21 protein-coding genes are annotated in these 24,060 nt (G+C 69.3%); 17 read left to right on the forward strand and 4 right to left on the reverse strand.

The features are described from left to right. The first annotated feature begins 9 nt into the window (after positions 1 to 9). From ABN034_RS25265 to ABN034_RS25330, 14 genes are all read left to right on the forward strand, one after another. Positions 10 to 222 (forward strand): hypothetical protein, encoded by a 213-nt coding sequence (locus tag ABN034_RS25265; RefSeq protein WP_349693467.1) that lies wholly within the window; start codon positions 10 to 12, stop codon positions 220 to 222. Beyond that, positions 222 to 671, forward strand: a complete 450-nt coding sequence (locus ABN034_RS25270; protein ID WP_349693468.1) for a TadE family protein — start codon at positions 222 to 224, stop codon at positions 669 to 671. Before ABN034_RS25265 ends, ABN034_RS25270 begins: the two co-directional genes overlap by 1 nt. Beyond that, positions 668 to 1,150, forward strand: coding sequence for a hypothetical protein (locus ABN034_RS25275; protein ID WP_349693469.1), 483 nt, complete (start codon positions 668 to 670; stop codon positions 1,148 to 1,150). The genes ABN034_RS25270 and ABN034_RS25275 overlap by 4 nt, the downstream gene beginning before the upstream one ends. 8 nt (positions 1,151 to 1,158) lie before the next feature. Next, the gene (locus ABN034_RS25280; RefSeq protein WP_349693470.1) at positions 1,159 to 1,695 is read left to right on the forward strand and encodes a pilus assembly protein TadG-related protein; all 537 of its coding nucleotides are present in this window, start codon (positions 1,159 to 1,161) and stop codon (positions 1,693 to 1,695) included. Between the two features lie 68 nt (positions 1,696 to 1,763). Next, positions 1,764 to 2,873, forward strand: coding sequence for a peptide chain release factor 2 (gene prfB / locus ABN034_RS25285; protein ID WP_349327129.1), 1,110 nt, complete (start codon positions 1,764 to 1,766; stop codon positions 2,871 to 2,873). Between the two features lie 1,105 nt (positions 2,874 to 3,978). Continuing rightward, on the forward strand, positions 3,979 to 4,668 hold the full coding sequence (ftsE, locus tag ABN034_RS25290; RefSeq protein ID WP_349327130.1) for a cell division ATP-binding protein FtsE: 690 nt from the start codon (positions 3,979 to 3,981) through the stop codon (positions 4,666 to 4,668). A gap of 58 nt (positions 4,669 to 4,726) precedes the next feature. Then, positions 4,727 to 5,626, forward strand: coding sequence for a permease-like cell division protein FtsX (ftsX, locus tag ABN034_RS25295; protein ID WP_349693471.1), 900 nt, complete (start codon positions 4,727 to 4,729; stop codon positions 5,624 to 5,626). A 53-nt stretch (positions 5,627 to 5,679) separates the two neighbouring features. Further along, on the forward strand, positions 5,680 to 6,963 hold the full coding sequence (locus ABN034_RS25300) for a peptidoglycan DD-metalloendopeptidase family protein (RefSeq protein WP_349693472.1): 1,284 nt from the start codon (positions 5,680 to 5,682) through the stop codon (positions 6,961 to 6,963). 129 nt (positions 6,964 to 7,092) lie between these two features. Continuing rightward, positions 7,093 to 7,572, forward strand: coding sequence for an SsrA-binding protein SmpB (smpB, locus tag ABN034_RS25305; protein ID WP_349327133.1), 480 nt, complete (start codon positions 7,093 to 7,095; stop codon positions 7,570 to 7,572). A gap of 217 nt (positions 7,573 to 7,789) precedes the next feature. Then, positions 7,790 to 8,671 (forward strand): hypothetical protein, encoded by an 882-nt coding sequence (locus ABN034_RS25310; RefSeq protein WP_349693473.1) that lies wholly within the window; start codon positions 7,790 to 7,792, stop codon positions 8,669 to 8,671. Positions 8,672 to 8,715: 44 nt separating this feature from the next. Continuing rightward, a complete protein-coding gene (locus ABN034_RS25315; protein ID WP_349693474.1) occupies positions 8,716 to 9,801 on the forward strand; it encodes an acyl-CoA dehydrogenase family protein in 1,086 nt (361 codons plus the stop codon). A 92-nt stretch (positions 9,802 to 9,893) separates the two neighbouring features. Then, positions 9,894 to 12,368, forward strand: coding sequence for a glycoside hydrolase family 31 protein (locus ABN034_RS25320; protein ID WP_349693475.1), 2,475 nt, complete (start codon positions 9,894 to 9,896; stop codon positions 12,366 to 12,368). Positions 12,369 to 12,731: 363 nt separating this feature from the next. Further along, complete coding sequence (locus ABN034_RS25325) at positions 12,732 to 13,175, forward strand: HNH endonuclease (protein ID WP_349693476.1); 444 nt, start codon at positions 12,732 to 12,734, stop codon at positions 13,173 to 13,175. A 147-nt stretch (positions 13,176 to 13,322) separates the two neighbouring features. Further along, positions 13,323 to 14,063: a class I SAM-dependent methyltransferase gene (locus ABN034_RS25330; RefSeq protein ID WP_349693477.1), complete on the forward strand. Its 741-nt coding sequence runs from the start codon at positions 13,323 to 13,325 to the stop codon at positions 14,061 to 14,063. Between the two features lie 90 nt (positions 14,064 to 14,153). Here ABN034_RS25330 and serA read toward each other — a convergent pair whose 3' ends face one another. After that, positions 14,154 to 15,374 (reverse strand): phosphoglycerate dehydrogenase, encoded by a 1,221-nt coding sequence (gene serA, locus ABN034_RS25335; protein ID WP_349693478.1) that lies wholly within the window; start codon positions 15,372 to 15,374, stop codon positions 14,154 to 14,156. Between the two features lie 175 nt (positions 15,375 to 15,549). Between serA and ABN034_RS25340 the strand changes: the two genes are divergently transcribed. Next, entirely contained in the window at positions 15,550 to 16,872 is a 1,323-nt protein-coding gene (locus tag ABN034_RS25340; RefSeq protein ID WP_349693479.1) for an MFS transporter, read from the forward strand. Positions 16,873 to 16,950: 78 nt separating this feature from the next. On the opposite strand, the gene ABN034_RS25345 is transcribed toward ABN034_RS25340, so the two are convergent. Next, entirely contained in the window at positions 16,951 to 18,354 is a 1,404-nt protein-coding gene (locus tag ABN034_RS25345) for an MFS transporter (protein ID WP_349693480.1), read from the reverse strand. Between the two features lie 71 nt (positions 18,355 to 18,425). On the opposite strand from ABN034_RS25345, the gene ABN034_RS25350 reads away from it, so the two are divergent. After that, positions 18,426 to 19,556: a GlxA family transcriptional regulator gene (locus ABN034_RS25350; RefSeq protein WP_349693481.1), complete on the forward strand. Its 1,131-nt coding sequence runs from the start codon at positions 18,426 to 18,428 to the stop codon at positions 19,554 to 19,556. Between the two features lie 132 nt (positions 19,557 to 19,688). On the opposite strand, the gene ABN034_RS25355 is transcribed toward ABN034_RS25350, so the two are convergent. Continuing rightward, the gene (locus ABN034_RS25355) at positions 19,689 to 20,708 is read right to left on the reverse strand and encodes a LacI family DNA-binding transcriptional regulator (protein ID WP_349693482.1); all 1,020 of its coding nucleotides are present in this window, start codon (positions 20,706 to 20,708) and stop codon (positions 19,689 to 19,691) included. Between the two features lie 191 nt (positions 20,709 to 20,899). Beyond that, a complete protein-coding gene (locus tag ABN034_RS25360) occupies positions 20,900 to 22,819 on the reverse strand; it encodes an acyl-CoA dehydrogenase family protein (RefSeq protein ID WP_349693483.1) in 1,920 nt (639 codons plus the stop codon). A gap of 257 nt (positions 22,820 to 23,076) precedes the next feature. Between ABN034_RS25360 and ABN034_RS25365 the strand changes: the two genes are divergently transcribed. Next, on the forward strand, positions 23,077 to 24,021 hold the full coding sequence (locus tag ABN034_RS25365; RefSeq protein WP_349693484.1) for a hypothetical protein: 945 nt from the start codon (positions 23,077 to 23,079) through the stop codon (positions 24,019 to 24,021). The last annotated feature ends 39 nt before the right edge of the window (positions 24,022 to 24,060 follow it).

The following is a 24,060-nucleotide window of genomic DNA, read 5'->3' on the forward strand; positions in this document are numbered from 1 at the left end:
GGACCGACGATGAACGCCGTAACACCTACGCTCCGGACCCTGGCGGCGCGGCTCCATGCGCGGGTCGCCACCCGGGGACGCGAGCGCGGCGACCTGGTGGGTTGGATCCTGATCACTGTGATGACCGCCGGACTGATCGCCGTCCTGTGGGCCTTCCTGGGTCCTGAGCTCGAGCAGCTGCTCCGGCAGGCGATCATGAGGGCGAGGGGCAGCATGCCCTGATGAGGCATGGAGCTGGCCTCGAACGTCGGCCGGGGCACGGCCCTGGACGGCGTGTCGTGAGAAGCGGTGGGCGACGGGCGGAGGAGGGATCGGCAGCCGTCGAGTTCGTCCTGGTCATGATCATCTTGCTGCCGCTGTTCCTCGGCATTCTGCAGCTGGGATTGTTTCTCCATGTCCGCAACACCCTCGTGGCGTGTGCGCACGAGGGGGCCCGGCAGGCGGCGAACTACGACGCCTCCCTCGGTGACGGGCGGGCCGTGACCTTCGACTGCATCAGCGGGGTGTTGTCGGCCGGCATGGCCCGCGACATCGACCCTGTCCCGGACTCCGCGGCCGGCCAGGATCTTGTCGTCATGCGGGTCACCGCGACGATGCCGGCGATGGGGCTGTGGGGTCCGACGTTCGACTTCACGGTGGAAGGCCATGCGGTCAAGGAGCCGACGCCGTGAGGGTCGGTCGATGGTGGGCCCGTCAGGTCCGCGCGCACGTCGGCGGCGCCGGACGCGGCACGCGTGGCGAACGCGGCAACGCCATCGTTGAGTTCTGCTATCTGGGGATCCTGTTCCTCGTCCCGCTGGTCTACATCATGCTGGCGGTCTTCGACGTGCAGCGAGCGATGTACGGCGTCTCGGCGGCGACCCGCGACGCCGGCCGTGCGTACGTCCTGTCGGCAAACGTCGGCCAGGCGGAGGCGCGTGCCCGGGAGGCGGCGCGTATCGCCATGGCGGACCAGGGACTGGGTCAGGGCTACACCTTCCAGTCCGCCTGCCAGGGTGGTTGCCTCCAGTCCGGGTCGAGTGTCGAGATCACCGTCCGCTACGTCGTAAGGTTCCCGTTCATCCCGGACGCGATCGGGGGACCGCTGGTGTCGTTCCCGGTGACGAGCGTCCACCGCACTCCCTACGGCGACTACCGGCAGTCGAGGTGATGGCGACGATGCGGAGACGAGCGGTCCGGCAGCGGCCTCCTCACCCGGCGCAGCGGCTGTCGTGGCGGCGGTCATCGCAGGGAGTGTGGCGGGGAGCCACGCGGCGGTCATGGCGGCAGTCACCTGACGAGCGCGGGCAGCTCATCCCGCTCATCATCGGTTTCGGCATCATCGTCGTCCTGCTGTGTTCGGTGGTGGTGGATGCCGCGCAGGCATTCACGTACCGGCGCGCCCTCAACGCCATCGCCGACGGCGCGGTCCTCGCCGCGAGCAACGGCATCGACAAGGAAGCCATCTACCAAGGTGGGGTTCAGGATCGCGTGCTCCTCAGCGAGGGGCTGGCCCAAGCGGAGGTCGACCAGTACGTCGCGGCCGGCAACTACAACGGCCCGGTGAGCTGCGACGCCGACGTCAACGCCACGCTCACCGAGACCACGGTGACCTGCAACGGAACGATGACGCTGCCCATCGTCAACACGATCTCCGGACAGGGAACGATCACCATCGAGGTCCAGTCCTCCGCGGAGACGTTCGCGACACCGTGAGCCTGCGCGCAGGCAGTGCCGCGCACCTTCGCCTGGCCGGAGGCGCCTTGCGCGTAGGCTTGGTCATTGTGGCTGGACCCGACTTCGACGCAGAGCTCAAGGCCCTCGATTCGACGCTTCGCAGCATCGAGGCCGTGCTCGACCTCGACAAACTGCGCAAAGAGATCGCCGAGCTCAGTGAGCAGGCCAGCGCACCTGACCTCTGGGACGACCAGGCCAACGCGCAGCGGGTGACGAGCCGGCTGTCGGTCAAGCAGGCCGACATCGACCGCGTGACCAGCCAGCGCCAGCGCCTCGACGACCTCGCCGTCCTGATCGAGCTGGCCGAGGCCGAGGACGACGCCGACACCCGCGCCGAAGCGGAGAAGGAGCTCGCCGACCTGCGCCGTGCGATCGAGGCGCTGGAGGTCCGCACCCTGCTGGCGGGGGAGTACGACTCCCGCGAGGCACTGGTCACGATCCGGGCCGGTGCGGGTGGCGTCGACGCGGCCGACTTCGCCGACATGCTGCTGCGGATGTATCTCCGGTGGGCCGAGCGGCACAAGTACCCCGCCGAGGTCTACGACACGTCCTACGCCGAGGAGGCCGGCATCAAGTCGGCGACCTTCGCGGTGAAGGCACCCTACGCCTACGGCACGCTCTCGGTCGAGCAGGGCACGCACCGGCTCGTCCGGATCTCGCCGTTCGACAACCAGGGCCGCCGGCAGACGTCGTTCGCCGGCGTCGAGGTGGTGCCGGTCGTCGAGCAGTCCGATGACATCGACATCCCTGAGGACGAGATCCGGATCGACGTCTACCGTTCGTCCGGGCCGGGCGGACAGAGCGTCAACACCACCGACTCGGCCGTCCGCGTCACTCACCTGCCGACCGGACTCGTGGTCTCCTGCCAGAACGAGAAGAGCCAGATCCAGAACCGCGCCACTGCCATGACCATCCTCAAGGCCAAGCTGCTCGCGCTGAAGAAGGCGGAAGAGCGGGCCAAGATCGACGCACTCCGGGGTGATGTCGCCGGTTCGTGGGGCGACCAGATGCGCTCCTACGTCCTGCACCCGTACCAGATGGTGAAGGATCTGCGTACCGAAGAGGAGACCGGGAACCCGCAGGCGGTCTTCGACGGTGAGATCGACGACTTCATCGAGGCCGGAATCCGCTGGCGGCGGACCAGCGACGCCGCGTAGGAGCTGCCAACCGCGCATCCAGTCGTCGTCGGGCCCGCCGCAACGCCGACCGCGCTCTCTCCCGTGATCATGATCGTGATCATGAAGGCTTCCGGGGTCTATCACCCGGTTTCGCTTCACGACCCGCTTTGGCTTCATGATTCGTGCGATCGTCTCTCGAGGGAGACGGTGCCCGGCCGGCGCCGAAGCTTCCGTCGCAGGTGCAGGTGCAGGTGCGCACCCGAGCGTCCGGCGGGGACCGGTCGAGCCCGTGGCCTGCTCCCTCGATGCGTCGGGGTTCTGACCATGGACGACGGAAAGTCGGTGCTCTCCGACGCCGACGTTCTGGTCGTCGGCGAACGCATCGAGGCCGTCGGTCGACAGCTCGACGTGCCCGAGGGGGTCGGTCCGTGTGGGTGCCGATGCGGGTGGCCGTGGGCGTTCGGCCGAATCCGTGGCCCCCCTCCGTCGAACCTCTGCTCCGTCGAACCTCTGCTCCGTCGAACCTCTGCTCCGTCGAACCTCTGCTCCGTCGAACCTCTGCTCCGTCGAACCTCTGCTCCGTCGAACCTCTGCTCCGTCGAACCTCCGGTCCGCCGAACCTCTGCTCCGTCGAACCTCCGGTCCGCCGAACCTCTGCTCCGCCGAACCTCCGGTCCGCCCTGTGCCGAATGCCACCGCCCCGCGCCTCGCTGCCCGCGCCCTCGCCGCCCCCGCGCCCTCGCCGCTCCGCGGGTCCACCCTCGCCGCCCCGCACCCTCGCCCGCCCGTCCCGCCCGCATCCCCGCGCAGGCCCCTGAGTCCGTCCGCCCGGGCGTCCAATCGCCTGATCATGAAGCGAAACCGGACTATGAAGGCAGACGGGGCAATACGTCCCGAAAGTCTTCATGATCACGATCATGATCACGGGGGGAGGGCGCGGGCGGCGGAGGGGGTAGGCCGTCCGGGTGGGGTCAGGAAATCCGGCACAAAGCGGGGACATGGGCGCTTGCGGCCGGTTCGCGTCGTACACTCGGGCGTTGGCCGCACATGCCCACGCCTTTCGTGGTGGCGCCGTCCCCTCGGCCCAACCTCGGGGATGTCGCTCGGCGGTGGGCAACCCCCCGACCCGGCCAGGAAGCATGCCGTGATCCGCTTCGAGAACGTCAGCAAGGTCTATGACGGACAGACCCGCCCCGCGCTCGCCGAGGTGTCCCTCGATGTCGACAAGGGCGAGTTCGTGTTCCTGGTCGGCACGTCCGGCTCAGGCAAGTCCACCTTCCTCAAGCTCGCCCTCCGCGAGCTGCGCCCGTCACGGGGGCGGGTCTTCGTCGCCGGCAAGGAGCTCAACCGGCTGGCCAGCTGGAAGGTGCCCCGGCTGCGACGCCAGATCGGCACCGTGTTCCAGGACTTCCGCCTGCTCCCCAACAAGACCGTCTTCGAGAACGTCGCGTTCGCCCTCCAGGTGATCGGCAAGCCGCGTGGTCAGATCCGCCGCGTCGTGCCGGACGTCCTCGCGCTCGTCGGTCTCGACGGCAAGGAGGACCGGATGCCGGACGAGTTGTCCGGCGGCGAGCAGCAGCGGGTGGCGATCGCGCGGGCGTTCGTCAACCGGCCGAGGATCCTCATCGCCGACGAGCCGACCGGAAACCTCGACCCGTCGACGTCGGTCGGCATCATGAAGCTGCTCGACCGGATCAACCGCACCGGCACCACGGTGATCATGGCCACGCACGACGCCAACATCGTCGACCAGATGCGCAAGCGGGTCATCGAGCTCGAAGGGGGCCGGCTTGTCCGCGACCAGTCCCGCGGCGTCTACGGCTACCAGACCTAGCGCGCACGCCGCGGCCTCGCCCGCCATGAAGATGCCCCCGACCCGACTTTAGGACGTCATGCAGATCAGGTACGCCTTCTCCGAACTCGGCACCGGCCTCCGCCGCAACGTCACCATGACGGTGGCCGTCATCGTCACCGTGTGGATCTCACTCGTGCTGTTCGGGCTCGGCCTTCTCGTCCGTTCCGAAGTGGATCTCGTCAAGGGCTTTTGGTACGACAAAGTCCAAATTGCCGTATTCATGTGCAATGACGTGTCTTCGGCACCGCAGTGCGCGAGCGGCGCGGTTAATGCCGGACAGAAGAGCGACATCAAGCAGGCGTTGACCAGCAATCCTGAGGTCAAGCGGGTCTTTCACGAGTCGCAGCAGCAGGCATTTAAGCGCTACCAGGAGATCTACAAGGATTCGGCGACGGCCGGCATCGTCGAGCCAAAGCATCTGCAGGAGTCGTTCCGGGTCAGCCTGAAGGACCCGCAGGAATATCAGGGTGTTCAGTCGGCCGTGCAGGGACTCCCGGGCGTGTTCAGCGTGCAGGACTCCCGGGAGGTGCTCGAGCCGCTCTTCAAGGGCCTCAACGGCCTCCAGTGGATCTCGATCGGATTGGCGGGGGGCCTGCTGATAGCAGGTGTTCTGCAGATCAGCAACACGATCCGGTTGACGGTCTTCAGCCGCCGACGTGAGATCGGCATCATGCGGCTGGTCGGTGCGTCGAACTTCTATATCCAACTGCCCTTCATTGTCGAAAGCGTTGTGGCGGCACTCGTTGGTGCGCTACTCGCCTGCGGGACGCTCGCGTTTACCCCCTATGTCACATCCCGGCTACGGACCGATATCAGAGTGGTTCCGTGGATCGGGTGGGAAGAGACATTTACGGCAATGCCTGTGCTTATCGGAGTCGGCGGTTTACTCGCGGTTGTGGCATCTTTCGTCACTCTCCGGAAATACCTCTCCGTCTGAGCGTTATCCCCTATTGTCGTCCCCGGACATCCGGAACAAATGAGGGGCGGGTCGTGGTCGGACAATTCCCCGATATCGGCGGGAACGGTGCGTCGTGGAACACCAACCGGAGCGGGCGTCGGCGCCGACTGATCGGAGTCGCGGTCGCGTTGGCGGTGCTGACCGTCTGCGCGGGGCTGCCGCAGGCACTCGCCGATCCGGAGGATGACAAGCGCCGGGTCGAACGCCAGATCGACGGTGCGAAGTCCGACCTCGACGATTCCTCGGCACACCTGGTCGCGGCGATCCGTGCCGCGTCGTCGGCCCAGAAGGCGCTGGCGGCGGCCAGAACCAGACTGGCGGCGGCCAGGGGAAAGCTCGCCGCGGCGCGGGCGAAGGACGCCGCGATGGCGGCCCAACTCGCCGATGCGCGTCGCGCGGTCAGCGCCGCCGTCGCAGCGGAGACTCGTGCCGAGGAACGGCTCGAGGCCCAGGTTGGCGAGATCGCCGCGTTCGCGAACGCGAGCTACCAGGGATCGCGGGCCGCGGAGATCTCGGCCGTGCTCAATAGCAAGAACATCGCCGACCTTCTCTCGGCGGCGCAGATCGTTGCGAGTGTCAGTGACTCGCAGCGCACAGCCATGAACCGGCTCGACGCCGCCCGGGTCGCTCTCGCCGGCCGGCGGGACGCGCGGGTCACGGCGGAACAGACGGTGCAGGCCCACCGGCAGCTGGCGGCGGAGAACCTCGACCGGATGCGGCAGCTCGAGCGTCAGGCTCGCTCAGCGGAGGCCGCCGTACGCCAGCTCGTCGACGAGCGGCAAGCGGCCAAGGCGGCCGCCGAGCGGGCCAAGCGGGAGGACACACGCAGGTACCAGGCGCTGGTCGCCGAGCGAGAGCGGATCGAACGCATCCTCCGGGAGCAGGCCGAGCGCGATCGGGCGGGCGGCGGCGGTGGCTCAGTCGGGGACCTGATCCGACCCGTCGACGCGCCGATCACCTCGCAGTACGGCATGCGGTTCCATCCGGTCCTGCGGGTGTGGAAGCTGCATGACGGTACGGACTTCGGCGCGAGTTGCGGGACGCCGATCCGGGCCGCCGCGTCGGGCACGGTCATGTCCCGCTACTACAACGAGGGCTACGGCAACCGGGTGCTGGTCTCCCACGGACTGATCGACGGCGACTCGATCGTCACGGCGTACAACCACCTGTCCAGCTACGCCGTCAGCAGCGGCGAGCGGGTGAGTCAGGGGGAGATCGTCGGCTACGTCGGTTCGACCGGCTACTCGACCGGCTGTCACCTGCACTTCATGGTCTACCGCGACGGGGACACGGTGGACCCCATGGACTACCTCTGATCCGAAAATCGACGGTCAGTGGGCAGCCGGCAGCGTCCGGCTGCCCACTGACCGTCGATTTTCGGATGAGCGTCACGTCGCGAGGGATCCTCCCGAAAGGCGCTTGCGGCCGTCCGGGAAGATGGAGGGATGGCCAAGGAGCGCGGACGCCGGCTGATTGCGCAGAACCGCAAGGCGCGGCACGACTACCACATCGACGAGACGTTCGAGGCTGGTCTCGTCCTCACCGGTACGGAGGTGAAGTCCCTCCGCGCCGGACGTGCGACCCTCGCCGACGGCTATGCCGTGGTCATGGACGGTGAGATCTGGCTCCAAGGCGTCCATATCGCCGAATACACCCAAGGCACCTGGACCAACCATCCACCGCGGCGGACCCGGAAGTTACTGCTGCACCGCAAGGAGATCGAACGGATCGGCGCGGCCACCCGGGAGAGCGGGATCACGATCGTCCCGCTCGCGATGTACTTCAAGGACGGCCGGGTGAAGATCGAGATCGGTCTGGCCCGCGGAAAGCGCAACTACGACAAGCGGCAGGCCATCGCCAAGCGAGAGGCCGACCGGGAGACCGCCCGCGCGATGGCGCACAAGAACAGCGGTCGCGACCGCTGACGGGCAGTCGTCCGCGCTCAGCGCGGCCATGACGAGGTGTGACGAGCCGGAGGGGCGACGCCGCTTGTGACGCCGCGCTTTGAGTAGTTCACCCACCGCGATCTGGGTCGGCGTACTCATGTGACGACATCCTGCGGGCCAGCAAGCTTGTCGATGTGCGGAGCCTCCATCACACGGGCGGTGACACCGTCTCGTCGAACAGTCTCGGAGGACGCCGATGCGGGACACGATTCTTGCGGCGCTCGGATGTAGTGGTGCGGTCCTCGGTGTGTCACGGTTGTGGCTCGTCGGGGAGCGGGTGGCGCGCGTGCGGTGGCTGGCCACGGGATACGACCTCGACCTTGCGCGGCTGGTCGTGGCCCTGCCGCTCATGTGGCTCATCTCGTCGGCGCTCCTGTGGTACCTCGACGTGCCAAGACCGGGGCTCGTGCCGGTGCTCGCGGCGGGCAGCGCGGTCATCGTGTCCGCGTGCCTCGGCCGGCTCCTCTTCCTGGGCGCGACTGTCGTACGCCTGACGGTCGCCGGTGCGGCCCTGCTGGTCGTCATGCTGGCGGCCGGCTGGTGGGCGTGGGCCGCCGCGCCCGGCCGGTCGTGGTCGATGCGTTTCGGGCTGCTCGCCGCGCTCGGCGCCCTCGCGGTGTGCGAATGGTGGTGTGCCGGCTCGCTGGACGTCGCGGTCAAACGGCGGGAGATCCTCTCGACCGGCGTACGGCCGATCGTCGTCGAGGACCCGGCCTGGGAGTTGGACTACGTCTACGTCTCGCCGGATCGGCGGTATGTCAGCGTGGGCTATGAGAATCCGGGCGCGGACAACTCACTCTCCGTCGACCTGCTGGGGCCGGTGGGCGGCCCGGTCGAGGGTGGCCCGGTCGAGGGCGACACGACGGGCGCGGCGGGCGCGCGGCACGGCACGCCTGCCTGGACCGGCTTCGAGCGGAACACCGCGCAACGCTTCCTCGTGACGGTCGGGGACCAGTTGGTGCGGCTCGAGTTCGACCACGGCGACGTGCACGAGGACGAGGTGGCCCGCCTCAGCAACCGAATGCGCCAGGTGGACGCCGGCGAACTCGCTCTCCGGGACGCGGCCCGCGCCCGGTGAGCAGCGCAACGGACTGGACCGGCGTGCATGGCAGGATGCGGGGCGTGGAACCGGCGGAAGGTGCGGAGGACTGGCGTGCGTCGCCCTTGTGGCGTGCCGCCGAGCGGTTGGCGAGGTACCTCCTCGCCCCTCACGCGGCCGAGGTCGACGCCTCGACGGTCCCGCGTACGCACCTGGACGCGTTCGGGCAGGCGGGTCTGCTGGGCATCGCGGCACCGGGGGAGGACGGCGGAAGCGACGCGCCGCCCGCTCTCGCCCGGCGGATCCAGCAGGTGCTGGCCGGTGCCGACTGCGCGACCTGGTTCGTGTCCGCCCAACACCACGGGACCGTACGCATGGTCGCCGACAGCAATGCTGAGTGTCGCCCGGAGTTGCTGCGCCGGCTGGTCACCGGCGAGCAGATCGCGGGCACGGCGTTCGCCCACCTGCGCCGTTGGCCGGACCGCCCGGTCGAGGCGGAGCGGGTGTCCGGCGGCTGGCGGTTCACCGGCGACGCGCCGTGGTTCACCGGCTGGGGCCTGAACGACGTCTGCGCCCTGGGCGGGGCGACGACCGACGGGGAAGTCGTCTTCGGCATCATCGACGCCCGGCCTCAACCAGGGCTCATGGCGTCGGACCCGATCCGGATGGCCGCGATGACGGCGACGCGGACCGTGCGGCTGCGCTTCGACGAGTTGGTCGTACCCGACTCCCACATCGTCTCGCGGACGCCGATCGAGCCGTGGCTGCGCTCCGACCGCCGGCAGACCGTCAATCCGAACCCCGCCGTGTTCGGTGTGACCGAGGCGGCGATCCGTCACCTGGCCACCCGGAGCGAGGACGCCGACCTGGCGGTGGGCGTCGCTGCTGCCCATCGGTTGGGTGAGCGCCTCGCCGCGGCGCAGGCCGAGGCCGACCGCCTGCTCGACCACGTACCCCCCGACGAGGCACACGACGAACGGCTCGCCTTCCGTGCCGAGGTCCAGCGACTGATGGTCGACGCGACGACCGCACTCGTGGTCGCCGGGGCTGGACGCTCGTTGACGTTGACGGATCCGGCCCAGCGGCTCGCCCGGGAGGCGGCGTTCCTCCTCGTCCAGGCTCAGACCCGACCCGCCCGTGAGGTGCTGTTACGGCAGTGGGTGAGCTGAGGGTCCGACTCCCGTCCGGCAGTGGCCTGAAATGTCGGGTCGGCGCCCTAAGCTGGGCCAACCGTGCGTTCTGAGTCCGGAACGGAGTACGCATGCAGCCGATCGGGTTCCCGTCGTCCGAGCCCGCCGAGAAACCGCCCTCGTGGTGGGGTGGCTGGCTGCGCCACCTTCGCCTGCGCGCCCGGGAGAGCGTCTTCGACCGCATCCATGCCTTGTGGAAGTCGTTCCAGCTGATCGGGTGGCGCAACAGCATGCTGGCGGTCTCCTACAGCCTGCGCCGCGACCGGCTCGACCGCGCGGCGGCCTTGGACACCGGTCCCGCGCCGGCGCGCGAACCAGGCGTACTCCAGGGGGCCGAGACGGTCCCCGGCGGGGCGCGGTTCTCCTTCACGACCGGGCCCGGCGGCGGCGCGGAGGCGGCCTCGGCGACGGCTCTCATCCTCGAGGTCCGATTCCTCGCAGGTGGCGGCGTCTTCGTCGGCTGGGATGGTGTCGCGCCCACGCCGTCGTACTCCCTGGGTACCTTCGAAGGCGCCGACGCCACGCAGATCGACTACGCCACCGACAGCCAGCTGACGCGGGTCGGGACCGGCTGGTCGGTGCATACGCCCGCTCTCGGTGTGGAGGTCGGCGCCGCCGGCGCGTTGACGTTCCGGACGGGGGACCGGGCGGGCGAGGACGTTCCCGACGTACCGCTCCGGCATGATGCCGCGCCACACTGGGACGGCGCCGCGTGGACCCATCGCAGCGTGCTCGACAGCGATGCCGCCGTGCTCGGCCTCGGGGGTCGAAGCGCGCGGCTGGACCGCAAGGGGCGAACGTATCGGCTGTGGAACTCCGACCCGGGCGGCACCTATGCACTCGGCGACGACCCGCTCTGTCTGTCGATCCCGGTCTACACGGTCGTCGCGGACGCGGGCTGCCACCTCGCCTTCTACGACAACACCTGTGACGGCACCGTCGAGGTCGGCGAGGAGATCGTCGCGCGGTTGAACGGTGGGCCGCTGCGCTACTACGTGTTCGCGGGGGAGCCGGCGGCGACACTGGAGCGCTACACCGCGCTGACCGGGCGCCCGGCGCTGCCACCGCGGTGGGCGCTGGGTTACCACCAGTGCCGCTGGGGGTACGCCAGCCAGGAGGTCGTGACCGAGGTGGCGGAGCAGTTCGCCGGCCACGACCTGCCGGTGTCGGCCCTCTGGCTCGACATCGACCATTCGGTCGACAACCGGCCGTTCACGGTCGACGAGACCCGCTACCCCGATCTGCGCGCCCTCACCGCGACCTTGGCCGAGCGGGACACCCACGTCGTGGTCATCGCCGATCCGGGGATCGCCAAGCAGCCAGGCGAACCGACCTACGAGGACGGCCTCGCCGCCGACGTCTTCTGCCGCGACGCCAAGGGCCACGTGATCACTGGCGTGGTGTGGCCGGGTTCCACGGTGTTCCCCGACTTCACCGCGCCCACCGCCCGGCAGTGGTGGAGCGAGCGCTACGACACCTATGTCCGACTCGGTGTCGACGGCTTCTGGCACGACATGAACGAACCATCCGTGTTCGCCGCATGGGGTGACGGGACCCTGCCGTTGTCGACTCGGCATGACCTCGACGGCAAGTCCGGCGACCACCGGGAGGCGCACAACGTCTACGCCCTGCTGCTCAACCATGCCGGCTTCTCCGGTGTGCGCAGGCTGCGGCCGGAGCGCCGGCCGTTCCTGCTGTCGCGGTCGGGGTTTGCCGGCATCCAGCGCTACGCCGGCACCTGGTCCGGCGACATCGGCACGTCCTGGGAGGGCCTGCGGATCAGCCTGACGTTCACGCTCGGACTCGGCTGCTCCGGGATGCCGTTCTCCGGCCCGGACATCGGCGGCTTCGACGGGCATCCGTCCGATGAGCTGTACGTCCGGTGGTTCCAGCTCGGCGCCTACCTGCCGTTCTTCCGGGTGCACTGCGCCGCCGCCCTGCCCGCCCGCGAGCCGTGGGCACTGGGGCCTGAGGTGCTCGCCCAGGTCCGTCCGGCGCTGCGGGAGCGGTACGAACTCCTGCCGTACTGGTACACCCTTGCGTGGGAGGCGCACCGGACGGGGGCACCGTACGTCCGGCCGCTGCTCTGGGCCGATCCGTCCGACACGGGCCTGCGCTGGGAGGACGACCAGTTCCTCCTGGGTGAGGCGATGCTGGTGGCGCCGGTGCTGGCAGAGGGAGCCCGCGAACGCACGATCCGGCTGCCGCGCGGACGCTGGTACGACCGGCGGACCGGCGTCGCCCATGACGGACCTGGGCACGTGACCGTCGAGGCACCGCTCGACGAGACGCCTGTCCTGGTGCGGGCGGGTGCCGTCGTCCCGGTGGACAAGGACGGCACGGTGGTTCTGGAGGCGTACCTCCCCGCCGACAACGATCCGGGGCCGGGCGGGACGCTCGTGAGCGACGCCGGGGACGGCTACGAGCCGCCGGTCGAGGAGCGGTTCACGATCGCCGTGGGAGCCGATGGCGAACCTGTGGTGGCCTATGACGGTCCCGCCGACTCACTTCCGTACGACGTCCGCTGGTTCCGCGGCGACAGCTGAGCCGCCCGATCACCCGGCAAATGACCACGCTGAGCCGCCCGGTCACCCGGCAAATGACCACGCTGAGCATGCCTGTGGGCGCTGGACATGGGTCGCTGCCCCCACCGGGTGCTACAGGCATGCTCAGCGTGGTCATTTCCGGGCCTCCTGACTCATTTGGTCAAAGTCCAGGCCGCCGGCCGGTCCGCCGAGGGCGCCCGATCTGGCTATCTTCGGGACGATTCGGCGCAAACCTTCCCGCGGAACGCCGATTCGACCATGGATGAGGTCGTCGGGTTCTCGACCCTGGAGCAACTGGTTCGAGTCCTCGCCCGTCCGCTCCCTCTACCATCGCAGGCATAGACCGTAGAGGAGGAGGATCTGGTGGAGACCGTTCTCGTCATCAACGCCGATCTCGGACCGCTCCACCGGGTCAGTCTGCGGCACGCGGTCGGCATGCTGGTCCGTCGAGTCGCCGAGGTGCATGAGGCGGTGCCCGACCGGCTGATCGGCGCCTGGCCCCGTCCGACTGTGGTACGCCTCGTGCGGTACGTCGTCACGCGATGGCGCTACAACTCTGGTCCGTCCTGGTCTCGGCGCGGCGTACTCGCGCGGGACCGAAAGCGGTGCGGCTACTGCGGTGGTGTCGCGGACACCGTCGATCATGTCCTACCCCGCTGTCGGGGCGGGAGGAACACGTGGACCAACACCGTGGCAGCGTGCGGCAGCTGCAACGGCGCCAAGGGAGACCGCACGCCCGTCGAGGCGGGTATGAGGTTGCGGTGGGTGCTGGTAGCCCCGTCGTGGGCGGCCCTGGCTCGGCGCTGATCGGGTGGCGCCTCGGCGCCCCGGCGCCCCGGCACTCAGCCAGCGGTCTGTAGTCAGGTTCTTTCCGACCGGCCGTCGTGTGAGTAGTGCTGCCTGCCTCGGGGAATCGAGGCGACATTGGGTGAATCTCGCCGCGACACTGGCTGCATGCCCCGGCGAGAGTACAGCGACGACTACACCGACCCTCGCCTCGCGGTCTTCTACGACCAGCTCAACCCGTGGGGGCCGGATCTCGACTTCTACCTCAACCTCGTCATGGCGGCAGAGTCCGTGCTGGACGTCGGTTGCGGCACCGGCAGTGTGCTCCGGAGGGCACGCACGGCCGGCCACACCGGGCGGCTGGTCGGTCTGGAACCCGCAGCGGCGATGCTGGACCAGGCCAAGGCATGTACCGATGTCGACTGGATCCTGGGCGACCTCCGGACCGCTTCCTACGGTCAGGAGTACGAGCTCGTCATCATGACCCGTCACGTCTTCCAGGCGTATCTCACCGACGACGAGATCGCGGCGGCACTCACGGCGGTCCGGGCAGCGCTGACCGACGGTGGCCGGTTCGCCTTCGAGACGTTGAACCCCGGGCTGCGCCCTTGGGAGAAGTGGACGAACCAGGCGGAGGTCGTCGCCTCCGATGGCACCGTGGTCAGCGCCGCGAACACCAACCCGCGGCGGGTGGAGCGCGGGATCGTCGAGGTGGTCGGCCGATTCTCCAGCCCACACTGGGAGTACGAGGTGCTGTGCCCCAGCCGCTTCCGTTTCGTCGAGGTCGACGAGCTCGACGAATTCCTGTCAGAGGCGGGGTTGACGGTCATGGAGCGCTACGGCCTCTGGGATCGGCGTCCATTCACCGAGCAACTGCCTGAGATCATCACCATCGCCACGGGCGTCTGATCGACGAGCACGGTTACCCGGTGAGCGAGGACGGCGCTGTAGTCGGGTGCGGACTGGGTTGGCGGTCGGCCGCATGGGCGGTCGGTGTGGTCAGGAGAGGTGGCGTAGACGGATCGTCTCGGGCATGTCCTGGAGGGTACGCACGACATCGGCCTCGGCCGGCGCGCCGATGTCGGTGATCACGTACCCCACGTCGCCGCGGGTGCCGAGGAACTGGCCCTCGATGTTGACGCCGTGCTCGGCGAGAACCCCGTTGATCGTCGCGAGTACGCCGGGTGTGTTGACGTGGACGTGTGCCAGCCGGTGCGTACCTGCCCGTTCCGGCAGCGCGAGCTCCGGCAGATTGACCGAGAGCGACGTGGTGCCGTCCACCGCGTAGTGCCGCAGCTTCGAGGCTACGAATCGGCCGATGTCCTGCTGCGCCTCCTCGGTTGATCCGGCGACGTGTGGGGTGAGGATGACGTTGGGCAGGCCGCGCAGCTCGGACTCGAACGCCTCTCCACGCCGCTTCGGCTCGCGTGGGAACACGTCGATCGCGGCACCCGCGAGATGGCCGGACTCGATCCGCTGCCGCAGCGCGGCGTGGTCGACGACGAACCCGCGGGAGAGGTTGAGGAAGAGCGAGCCCGGCAGCATCCGCGCGAACTCCGCGTCGCCGAAGATTCCCCGGTTGCCCGGCCGTCCGTCGACGTGCAGCGTCACCACGTCGACCGACTCGAGCAGCTCCTCGAGGGACGCGCAGCGCGTCGCGTTGCCCAGCGCCAGCTTGTCGGCGATGTCGAAGAAGGAGACCGACATTCCGAGGGTCTCGGCGAGGACGGAGAGTTGGCTGCCGATGTTGCCGTAACCCACGATGCCGAGCCGCCGGCCGCGAATCTCGTGGCTGCCGGTCGCCGACTTGTCCCAGATGCCCGCGTGCATGTCGCGGCTCTTGTCGGTGAGCCGCCGGGTGAGCGCGATGATCTCCGCGATCGCCAGCTCGACGACGCTGCGGGTGTTGGAGAACGGGGCGTTGAAGACCGCGATCCCGCGCTTGGTCGCCGCCGGCAGGTCGATCTGGTTCGTACCGATGCAGAACGCACCCACCGCCACGAGATCGCTGGCCTTGTCGAGGACCGCGTCGGTCAGCTGCGTCGTCGACCTGATCCCCAGCAGGTGGACGCCGCTGATCCGGTCCGCGAGCTCATCCGCGCTCAGTGCTCCTTCGTACGTCTCGACCTTGCATCCGGCCGAGGACAGGAGTGTGGTCGCGTCGGGGTGGATGTTCTCCAGCAGGAGGGCGCTGAGTTCGTTCGTGGCGATCGGGCTCATGGCTCCATCGTGCCGCGCCGGGAGTGACCCGGCAGCGCGGGGGCGGGCAGCGCGGCAGGCCGGGCTGCTGGTCGAGTCGGGCGTCAGGCAAGTTGTATTGACAACTCGGGTGAGTCCGGGAGGATGGGGACGTGGATGCCGACATCGCCTCCGCAGCAGGGTGAGCGCCGTCCGGTTGACTCCCACCCGAGTGTCGTACGGCTGGTGGATCGTCGCCGCTCTGGCGCTGACGACGACCGCCGGTTACGGCGTACTCGCCTACGCGTTCGCGGTCTTCCTCGTCCCCATGCAGGCCGACCTGCACGCAAGCCGGACTGCGCTGACGGTGGCCCCGGCCCTCAGCCTGCTCACCTCCGCGGCCGTCGCCGTTCCCGTCGGGCGATGGCTGGACCGGAGTGGAGGGCGACGGCTCATGGTCCTCAGCTCGGTGCTCGCCACCGGCTGCCTGCTCGCCTGGTCGCGGGTCGAGAACGTCGTCGCGCTGTACGCCGTCTTCGTCGGGCTCGGCGTCGCGGCGGCGGGTGTGCTCTACGAGGCGGCGTTCGCTGTGGTGGTCACGTGGTTTCACGGCCAGCGTCGGGGGACGGCGATCCTCGCGATCACGATCGTCGGAGGGTTCGCCTCGACGATCTTCCTGCCGTTGTCCGGTCTGCTGGTGGAGTTCTACGGCTGGCGGCAGGCGCTTGTCGTTCTTGCGGTCATCTACGGCGCCGTGACTGTCCCGCTGCACCTTGTCGTACGCCGGCCGCTCGCCCTTGTCGGTGCCGACGAGCCCGGATCCGGCGGTACGCCGAGCATCGCCAGCCCATCCGTCACCGGTTCGGATGCCCGGACGGATCGGGCCAGTACGGATCGGGCCAGTACGGATCGGGCCAGTACGGATCGGGCCAGCGCCGACCTGGACCCGGCGGACCGGCGTTCGGCCGCCCTGCGCACGGCGTTCGGTGATCCGGCGTACTGGCTGATCGCCGTGTCGTTCGTCGCCCAGGGCATCGGCACCTTCGTCATCAGCGTTCATGTCGTCGCGTACCTCACCGAACTCGGTCACGCGCCGACCACCGCCGCCACGGTCGCCGGCCTGCTAGGAGTCCTGTCGGTGACCGGGCGGGTGGTGACGACGGCAGTGAGCCGGCGCGTGCGACTGACGGCCGTCGTCGCGGCGATCTTCGTCCTACAGGCGATGGGGACGCTTCTCCTGCCCTGGTTCGGTGACCGGCTGGTCGGCGCGATCGCCTGCGTCCTGGCGGTCGGGATCGGCTTCGGCGTCGGGACCATCGCCCGCCCCGCGCTCGTGGCCGATCGCTACGGTGTCGCTGCGTACGCGACGTTGAGCGGTCTGCTGGCCGCGTTTCTCATGGTGACGAAGGCGGCCGCACCGCTCGGAGCCGCGTGGCTGCACGCGCAAAGCGGGACCTACACGGGGGTGATGATGATCTGTACGGCGACCAGTGTGCTCGGGGCGGTCGGGCTGGTCGCGGTCGGGCGACGCCCCGCATGACGGTTGATCCGCGACCGTTGCGGGTGCGCCGAGCCGCGGGCCTGGATCGTTCGTTCCCAGGGACGACGTGCCGGACCGTCAGTGTGCGCTCCCGACGGATGGCCGGCGCGTCGGCGGTTGAGCGCCCACCCGCGCCGAGAGCGCGGCGGCGACGAAGCAGAGCAATCCCGCTCCGGTGAACGCCAGGACGTAGTTCCCCGTCGTGTCGCGCAGGACCCCGGCTGACGTGGCGGCGATCGCGGCGCCGATCTGGTGGGAGGCGAAGACCCACCCGAACACAACGGGACCGGCACTGCCGAAGTGCTGGCGGCACAAGGCGATGGTCGGCGGGACCGTTGCCACCCAGTCCAGCCCATAGAACACGATGAAGACGAGCAGGCTCGGGTGTGCGGTGTCGTCCAACAGGAAGGGGAGAAGGAGCAGGGACGCGCCGCGAAGGGCGTAGTACATGGCGAGCAGGAAGGGCGCGGGGAGGCGGTCGGTGAGCCACCCGGACAGGACCGTACCCACGATGTCGAGGATCCCGATGGCGGCGAGCAGTGACGCCGCGACCGGCTCGGCCATCCCGTGGTCGTGCGCCGCCGGAATGAAATGGATCTGGATCAGGCCGTTGGTCGACATGCCGCAGATCGCGAAGCCGCCGGCGAGCAGCCAGAACGCGCGCGTGCGGACGGCACCGGCGAGGACTCCGAGCGCCGTCCCGGCTGCCGGATGCGGGGTCGGCACCGCGTCGGCGGGGGCGACCGGAGCGTCGTCGGGTACGCCGTAGGGCCGTAGTCCTACGTCCTCCGGCCGGTTCCGGATGACGAGCAGAACGAGGGGTACGACCGCCAGGGCGGCGAGCGTGACCACCAGAGCCGCCGCCCGCCAGCCCGACCACACGACCAGGCTCGCGAGCAGCGGAAGGAAGATCAGCCGGCCGGTGGCGCCGCCGGCGGTGAGGATGCCCGTCACGAGGCCGCGGTGGCGGACGAACCACCGTCCGGTGATGGTGGCGACGAACGCGAGGGCCATGGCGCCGGTGCCGAGCCCGACGAGGACGCCCCAGCACAGCACCAGCTGCCAGCTCTCCGTCATGAACAGGGTGAGCCCACTGCCGACGGCGATGAGGACGAGGGCGCCCGCGAGGATCCGGCGGATGCCGAAGCGTTCCATCAGGGCGGCCGCGAAAGGTGCGGTCACGCCGTACAGCACGAGGTTGATCGACACGGCGAGCGAGATCGTGCCTCGCGACCACCCGAACTCCTCCTGCAGCGGGGTGACCAGGACGCCGGGGACAGCGCCGAAACCGGCGGCGCCGACGAGCGCGAGCAGCGCGACGCCCGCGACGATCCACGCCCGGTGGATGTTCGGGCGCTTCCTCCAGCCTCGGCTGCGGGCGAACCGGGGAGCGGCGGGATGCGGGACGGACAGAGCGGGACCGGCGAGGCCTTGTCCTGAAGAATCGGGTGTGGCGGGATCGCGAGGTTCGGTCGGCGTCACGATGACAGCTTGTCCGTAACGCCCGCTCATCGGCGAGTGGCCCGAAAGCCATCATGTGAAAGAATCCGGCCATGCCCGCTACGCCAGGTTTGCCCGGACGAGCAGACCCGCCAGGCCCACCAGATCTGCCAGGCCCACCAGACCTGCCAAACCCGGCCGCCCCGACAGACCCGACGGCCCCGACAGACCCGACGGCCCCGACAGACCCGACGGCCCCGACAGACCGGACGCCGGTCCGGCCGCATCGGGTCGCCGTCCTCGCGATCGACGACGTGGTGCCGTTCGACGTCGGCACGGCCACGCAGGTCCTGGGTTCGGCCCGCGACTCCTCCGGCCAGCGGCTGTACGCGGTCCAGGTGTGTACGGCAGACGGCGGCCCGGTGCGTACGACCGCGGGGTTCCACCTGCAGCCTGAGTACTCCCTCGACGTGGTGGGTGACGCCGACACGGTGCTCGTACCAGGAATCCACCACGGTCCAGCGGTGGAGGACGCAACCATCGACCCCAAGGTCGCCGAGGCACTGCGCGCGTCGGCCCAGGCGGGAAGGCGGCTGGTGTCGATCTGCACGGGGGCGTTCATCCTCGCCGCGGCAGGCCTGCTCGACGGTCGCCGGGCGACGACCCACTGGAAGTACGCACGGCGGTTCCGTCAGCTCCATCCTCGTGTGCGGCTCGACCCTGACGTGCTGTTCGTGGACGACGGTGACGTGCTGACCTCGGCCGGGGTGGGGGCCGGCATCGACCTGTGCCTGCACCTGATCCGCGGCGACTACGGAGTAGAGGTCGCGAATGGTGCGGCACGCACGTGCGTCGTACCTCCCTGGCGCGACGGTGGGCAGTCGCAGTTCATCGAACGCCCGCTTCCACCGGTGGCGGGCTCGACGACCGAGCCCACGAGGGCCTGGATGTTGGGCCGGCTCGGCGAACCGCTCGACCTCGCGACCATGGCCAGGAACGCGCGGATGAGCGTGCGGACCTTCACCCGGCGCTTCCGCGAGGAGACCGGGCTGAGTCCGGGCATCTGGCTCGTCCGACAGCGGATCGAACGCGCGCGGCACCTGCTCGAGGAGACCGATCTGCCCGTCGACCAGGTGGCGCGTGACGCCGGATTCGGTACGCCGGCGTCGATGCGTCAGCATCTACGGACGGCGCTCGGTGTGGCACCGCTGGCCTACCGGCGTACCTTCCGCGGCGTTTCATGATCATTCATCACCCATGGCCGTTTTGCGACGCTCGGAAGTACCTCTCGTGACGCATGACCATGGTCGGAACCTGACCACCCGGCGCTTGGTGGAGGCGTCCGGGCGGTAGTCGCGCGGGCCGACGCGTCCGGGTCAAGGGTGGCTTGACGTGGTAGCTGCTCGCTTGAGGGAGCTCGCGCGGACGTGCAGCTCGGTGGGCAGCACGGTGACCGACGGCGCCCGGGTGGGCTCGGCGATCCGGCGCAGCAGCAGCTCCGCCGCGGTCCTGCCGATGTCGTACGTCGGCTGGGTGATGGTCGAGAGCGGGGGCCGGATCAGGGCCGCACAGGGTACGTCGTCGAAGCCGAAGATCCCGACGTCCTCGGGAACCCGGACGCCCCGGTCGGCCAGGCACTCCAGGACGCCGACCGTCATCAGGTTGTTCGTGGGGAACACCGCGTCGGGTCTGGGCGTGTGGTCGAGCAGGTCGGCCATCGCGGTGTAGCCGCCGGTCTCGCGAAAGTCGGCGTACTTCACCAGGCGCGGGTCGACGGCGCGTCCGGCCGCCTCGAGGGCACGGTGGTATCCCTCGAGTCGCTGCCGCGCCGTGCTGATGTCGCGGGGGCCGGTGATGCAGGCGATCCGCACGAAACCCTCGTCGATCAGGTGGGTGGCGGCGAGCTGGGCGGCGCGTTCGTTGTCGACCGTGACGATGTCGACGGAGGCGCCGCGTACCTGCCGATCGATGGCGACGATGGGCACCGAGGCGTCCACCAGGTCGCGGACGTGTTCGCCGTGGCTGGTCGGGGAGATGATGACGCCAGCTATCTGCTCGGCGAGGATCGCGGCGACATAGCCCGCCTCCTTCGCGGGATCCTCGTCGCTGTTGCAGAGCACGACGGAGTACCTCGAGGTCTGGGCGACGTCCTCCACACCGCGCACGAGGGCGGTGAAGAACGGGTTGTTGATGTCGGAGACCAGGACGGCCCAGAGGTTGGTCTGGCTCCGGCGAAGGCTCCGCGCGAGGGCGTTGGGCCGGTAGTCGAGCGCCTCGGCCGCCGCGCGCACCCGATCGGCCAGGGCCTGGTCGACCGTCTGCTTGCCGTTGAGGACGCGGGAGACGGTCGAGGGCGAGACCTGGGCGTGGCGGGCGACATCGTAGATCGTGGGCATCGCAAGGGCAGCGTAAAGCATCCCGCGGGCGCGCACCGCCGCGCCGTCCCTGCTGCCGGGGCGAATGACCACGCTGCCCATGCCCCTGGGGCGAATGACCGCGCTGCCCATGCCTGCGGTACCCCAGCCAGGCGTACACGCCTGTCCTGGGCCCACTGGCATGGGCAGCGTGGTCATTGCCGCCGCCGCCGTCAGATCATCCGGCGGGCGAGGTTCTCCTTCTGCGAGTCTCCCGGTGTCCAGGACGCGATCCACGGTGCGTCGGGATACAGATGGAGTACGCCTTCCTCGAGCCAGGTGTAGCGGCCTTCGAGGATCTGCTTGGCCAGCGCGTCGTCACTGGAGTCGGCGTTGCGCCAAAGCCGCGTCAACAGCTCCTTGACGCGGACCCGTGCCTGGGCGCAGAAGGCGTCCGCCAGCTCGTAGGCCTCCTCACCGCGGGCGGGATCCTCCCGCAGGAGCATCTCGGCGCGTACGCATGCCGCGGTCATGGCGTAGAGCTCCGCCCCGATGTCGACGACCCGCGCGAGGAAGCCCTGGCGGAACTCCAGCTTGCCCTGCCAACGTGCCATTCCGTAGAACGTGTTGCGGGCCAGCTTGCGCGAGGAGCGTTCGACGAACCGCAGGTGCGGTGCCAGCGTCCCGAACTCGTCATAGGAGAGCGGGAACTGCCCCTTTCCGGCGATCAACCGTGGCAGCCACTTCGCGTAGAAGCCGCTCGCCTTCGCCGCCGCCCGGAACTTCGCGTCCGCGTGGGCGTGCGGGTTGGCCAGCTCGCCGGCCGCCTGCAGGTGGGCGTCCACCGCCTCCCGCGCGATGAACAGGTGCATGATCTCGGTCGATCCCTCGAAGATCCGGTTGATCCGCATGTCGCGGAGCATCTGCTCGGCCGGGATGGCACGTTCGCCCCGTGCGGCAAGGGACTCCGCGCTTTCATACCCGCGGCCGCCCCGGATCTGGACGAGTTCGTCGACCATCGTCCAGGCCTTCTCACTTGCGTACAGCTTGGCGATCGCCGCCTCGAGCCGGATGTCGTAGGTTCCGGCGTCGGCCATGTTGGCGGAGAGTTCGAGAATGCTCTCCAAGGCGTACGACGTGGCCGCGATGAACGAGATCTTGTGCGCGACCGCGGCGTGCTGGCCGATCGGTCGTCCCCACTGCTCGCGCTCGGCGGACCACTCACGCGCGATCTTCAGGGCCCACTTGCCGGCGCCGGCGCACAGTGCCGGGATCGAGAGCCGGCCGGTGTTGAGTGTCGTCAGGGCGATCTTGAGGCCCTGGCCCTCCTTGCCCAGCCGGTTCGCGGCAGGCACCCGCACCTGGTGGAAGCGGGTCACGCCGTTCTCGATGCCGCGCAGCCCCATGAAGGCGTTGCGGTTCTCAACGGTGATGCCAGGCGAGTTCGCTTCGACGACGAACGCCGTCACACCACCCCGGTGCCCCTCCCTCTCGGGCACCCGGGCCATGACGACGACCAGTTCGGCGACGACGCCGTTCGTCGTCCAGAGCTTCACGCCGTCCAGCACGTACTCCGAACCGTCCTCGGAGGGAATCGCGGTCATCGACAGCCGGGCCGGGTCGGAACCGACGTCGGGTTCGGTGAGCAGGAACGCGCTGATCGCGCCCCGCGCGCAGCGGGGGAGGAACTCGCGCTTCTGCTCCTCGGTCCCGAACATCTTGACCGGCTCGGGGACCCCGATCGACTGGTGGGCCGAGAGCAGCGCACCGATGCTCGGGTGGACCGAGCCGGCGAGCATGAGGCCCCGGCCGTAGTCGAGCATCGACAGCCCGAGGCCGCCGTACTCCTCGGGAATCTTCATCCCGAAGACGCCCAGCGCGGCCAAGCCCTTGGCGTACTCGTCGGGGATCCGGGACTCGCGCTCGATGACCTGGCCGTCGAGAGTCGCGCAGTACGCCTTGAGGCGTTCGAGGAAGGCCGCTCCCTTCGCCGCCTTGTCCTCCGGAACGCGAGGTGCCGGATGGACGAGGTCGAGGCGAAATCGGCCGAGGTACAGGTCCTTCGCGAAGCTCGGCTTGACCCAGGTGGCCTCGCGGGCCGCCTCGGCGACAGCGCGGGCGTCGACTTCGGAAACGCGGCGGGTCTGGCTCATGGCTTCTCACCCTTTCGCCTGTTGCTACCCACCAGTGTTACTCGCTGGTAGCACGCCGCCAAGCGCTTTCGTCAAACCTCCTGGCGATGCGTGGTGCGTCCGCATGGCGAGACGCTGCGGCAGGCGTCAACCGCGTGAGAGCGTGGTGACAAAGGCCGCCATTGACAGCTCGCCCCCTCTGCCCGATTCTGCCGAGAAGATGGCGGAATCACCGACATGTCTGTCTGACGTCGTAATCGGTGGGTAGGTGAGCAGGCATGGGGTCGCAGGGAACCGAGGGACCTGAGGGGTCGGCCGTGGCGACGATGGTGTCCCATCTCGACCTCGCACCGGGGATGCGTGTGCTCGAGGTGACGGCCGGCCCGACGCACCCAAGCGCGGAGCTGCACGACCATGTTCATCGCGGATCCGTCGACGTGATCCCGGTCGACCATCTCTCGGCCGGCCGCCTGTCGGCGCCGGACCTGGGACCGCCCGAGCGTGCCGGAGGCGGCTCTCCCACCGATCCAGCGTTGCCGGGCTGTACCGACTACGACCGCGTGCTGGTCAGTGTGCCGCTGGCGGTCGTTCCCTACGCTCTGGTCGAGTCCGTCCGCAACGGTGGCACCCTGCTCGTGCCGTGGGCAAACCCGCTTGCCGGACCGAGCCTGGCCAGGCTCACGGTTGAGGACGAACGTGCGTACGGACGGTTCGTCACTCCACTTCCAGCCATGGGCGAGCAGGCGGACGCTCGCGCCGGTGACCGCGCGAGCGACCGCAGAGGTGCGCACTCGGGCGAAGCCACAGCTGGTGAGAGCAACGTGTTCGACGTCCACGCCGACACGTTGCTTTCCGGCGCGCCCGCCTCCTGCGGACTCGACCCGGACGCCCTCTGGTCGGACCGCGATGCCCTGTTCGCGTTGGGAATGCAGCTTCCGGATCTCCGGTTCACCCAGGCCGAGTTCCCGGACGGATCCGGCCGGATCATGCGCTGGGTGTACGACCAGGACGCGTGGGCCGGCGTCAGCGTCTCCGCCGATGGCGGTGACCCGCACTGGGAGCACTACGGCCTCTCCACGTTGTGGGGAATGGTCGAGAAGGCGTACCGCTGGTGGGTCGACAGCGACCGTCCGTCGCCCGACCAGTTCGGTATGACAGTCGCGTCGTACGGACAGTTCGGCTGGCTCCGCGACCGGTACTCCGGCCGGATGTGGCGGCTCTGACGCGCTGCCGGGCCCTGAGACCATGACGCTTCGGCGGCT

The sequence above is a fragment of the Actinopolymorpha sp. B11F2 genome, from assembly GCF_040195635.1.
GTDB lineage: Bacteria > Actinomycetota > Actinomycetes > Propionibacteriales > Actinopolymorphaceae > Thermasporomyces.

Coding starts and splice junctions, on each gene's coding strand:
- ABN034_RS25265 (WP_349693467.1), top strand. CDS start 10: ATGAACGCCGTAACACCTACGCTCCGGACCCTGGCGGCGCGGCTCCAT.
- ABN034_RS25270 (WP_349693468.1), top strand. CDS start 222: ATGAGGCATGGAGCTGGCCTCGAACGTCGGCCGGGGCACGGCCCTGGA.
- ABN034_RS25280 (WP_349693470.1), top strand. CDS start 1,159: ATGCGGAGACGAGCGGTCCGGCAGCGGCCTCCTCACCCGGCGCAGCGG.
- ftsX (WP_349693471.1), top strand. CDS start 4,727: ATGCAGATCAGGTACGCCTTCTCCGAACTCGGCACCGGCCTCCGCCGC.
- smpB (WP_349327133.1), top strand. CDS start 7,093: ATGGCCAAGGAGCGCGGACGCCGGCTGATTGCGCAGAACCGCAAGGCG.
- ABN034_RS25310 (WP_349693473.1), top strand. CDS start 7,790: ATGCGGGACACGATTCTTGCGGCGCTCGGATGTAGTGGTGCGGTCCTC.
- ABN034_RS25320 (WP_349693475.1), top strand. CDS start 9,894: ATGCAGCCGATCGGGTTCCCGTCGTCCGAGCCCGCCGAGAAACCGCCC.
- ABN034_RS25330 (WP_349693477.1), top strand. CDS start 13,323: ATGCCCCGGCGAGAGTACAGCGACGACTACACCGACCCTCGCCTCGCG.
- serA (WP_349693478.1), bottom strand. CDS start 15,374: ATGAGCCCGATCGCCACGAACGAACTCAGCGCCCTCCTGCTGGAGAAC.
- ABN034_RS25350 (WP_349693481.1), top strand. CDS start 18,426: ATGCCCGCTACGCCAGGTTTGCCCGGACGAGCAGACCCGCCAGGCCCA.
- ABN034_RS25355 (WP_349693482.1), bottom strand. CDS start 20,708: ATGCCCACGATCTACGATGTCGCCCGCCACGCCCAGGTCTCGCCCTCG.
- ABN034_RS25360 (WP_349693483.1), bottom strand. CDS start 22,819: ATGAGCCAGACCCGCCGCGTTTCCGAAGTCGACGCCCGCGCTGTCGCC.
- ABN034_RS25365 (WP_349693484.1), top strand. CDS start 23,077: ATGGGGTCGCAGGGAACCGAGGGACCTGAGGGGTCGGCCGTGGCGACG.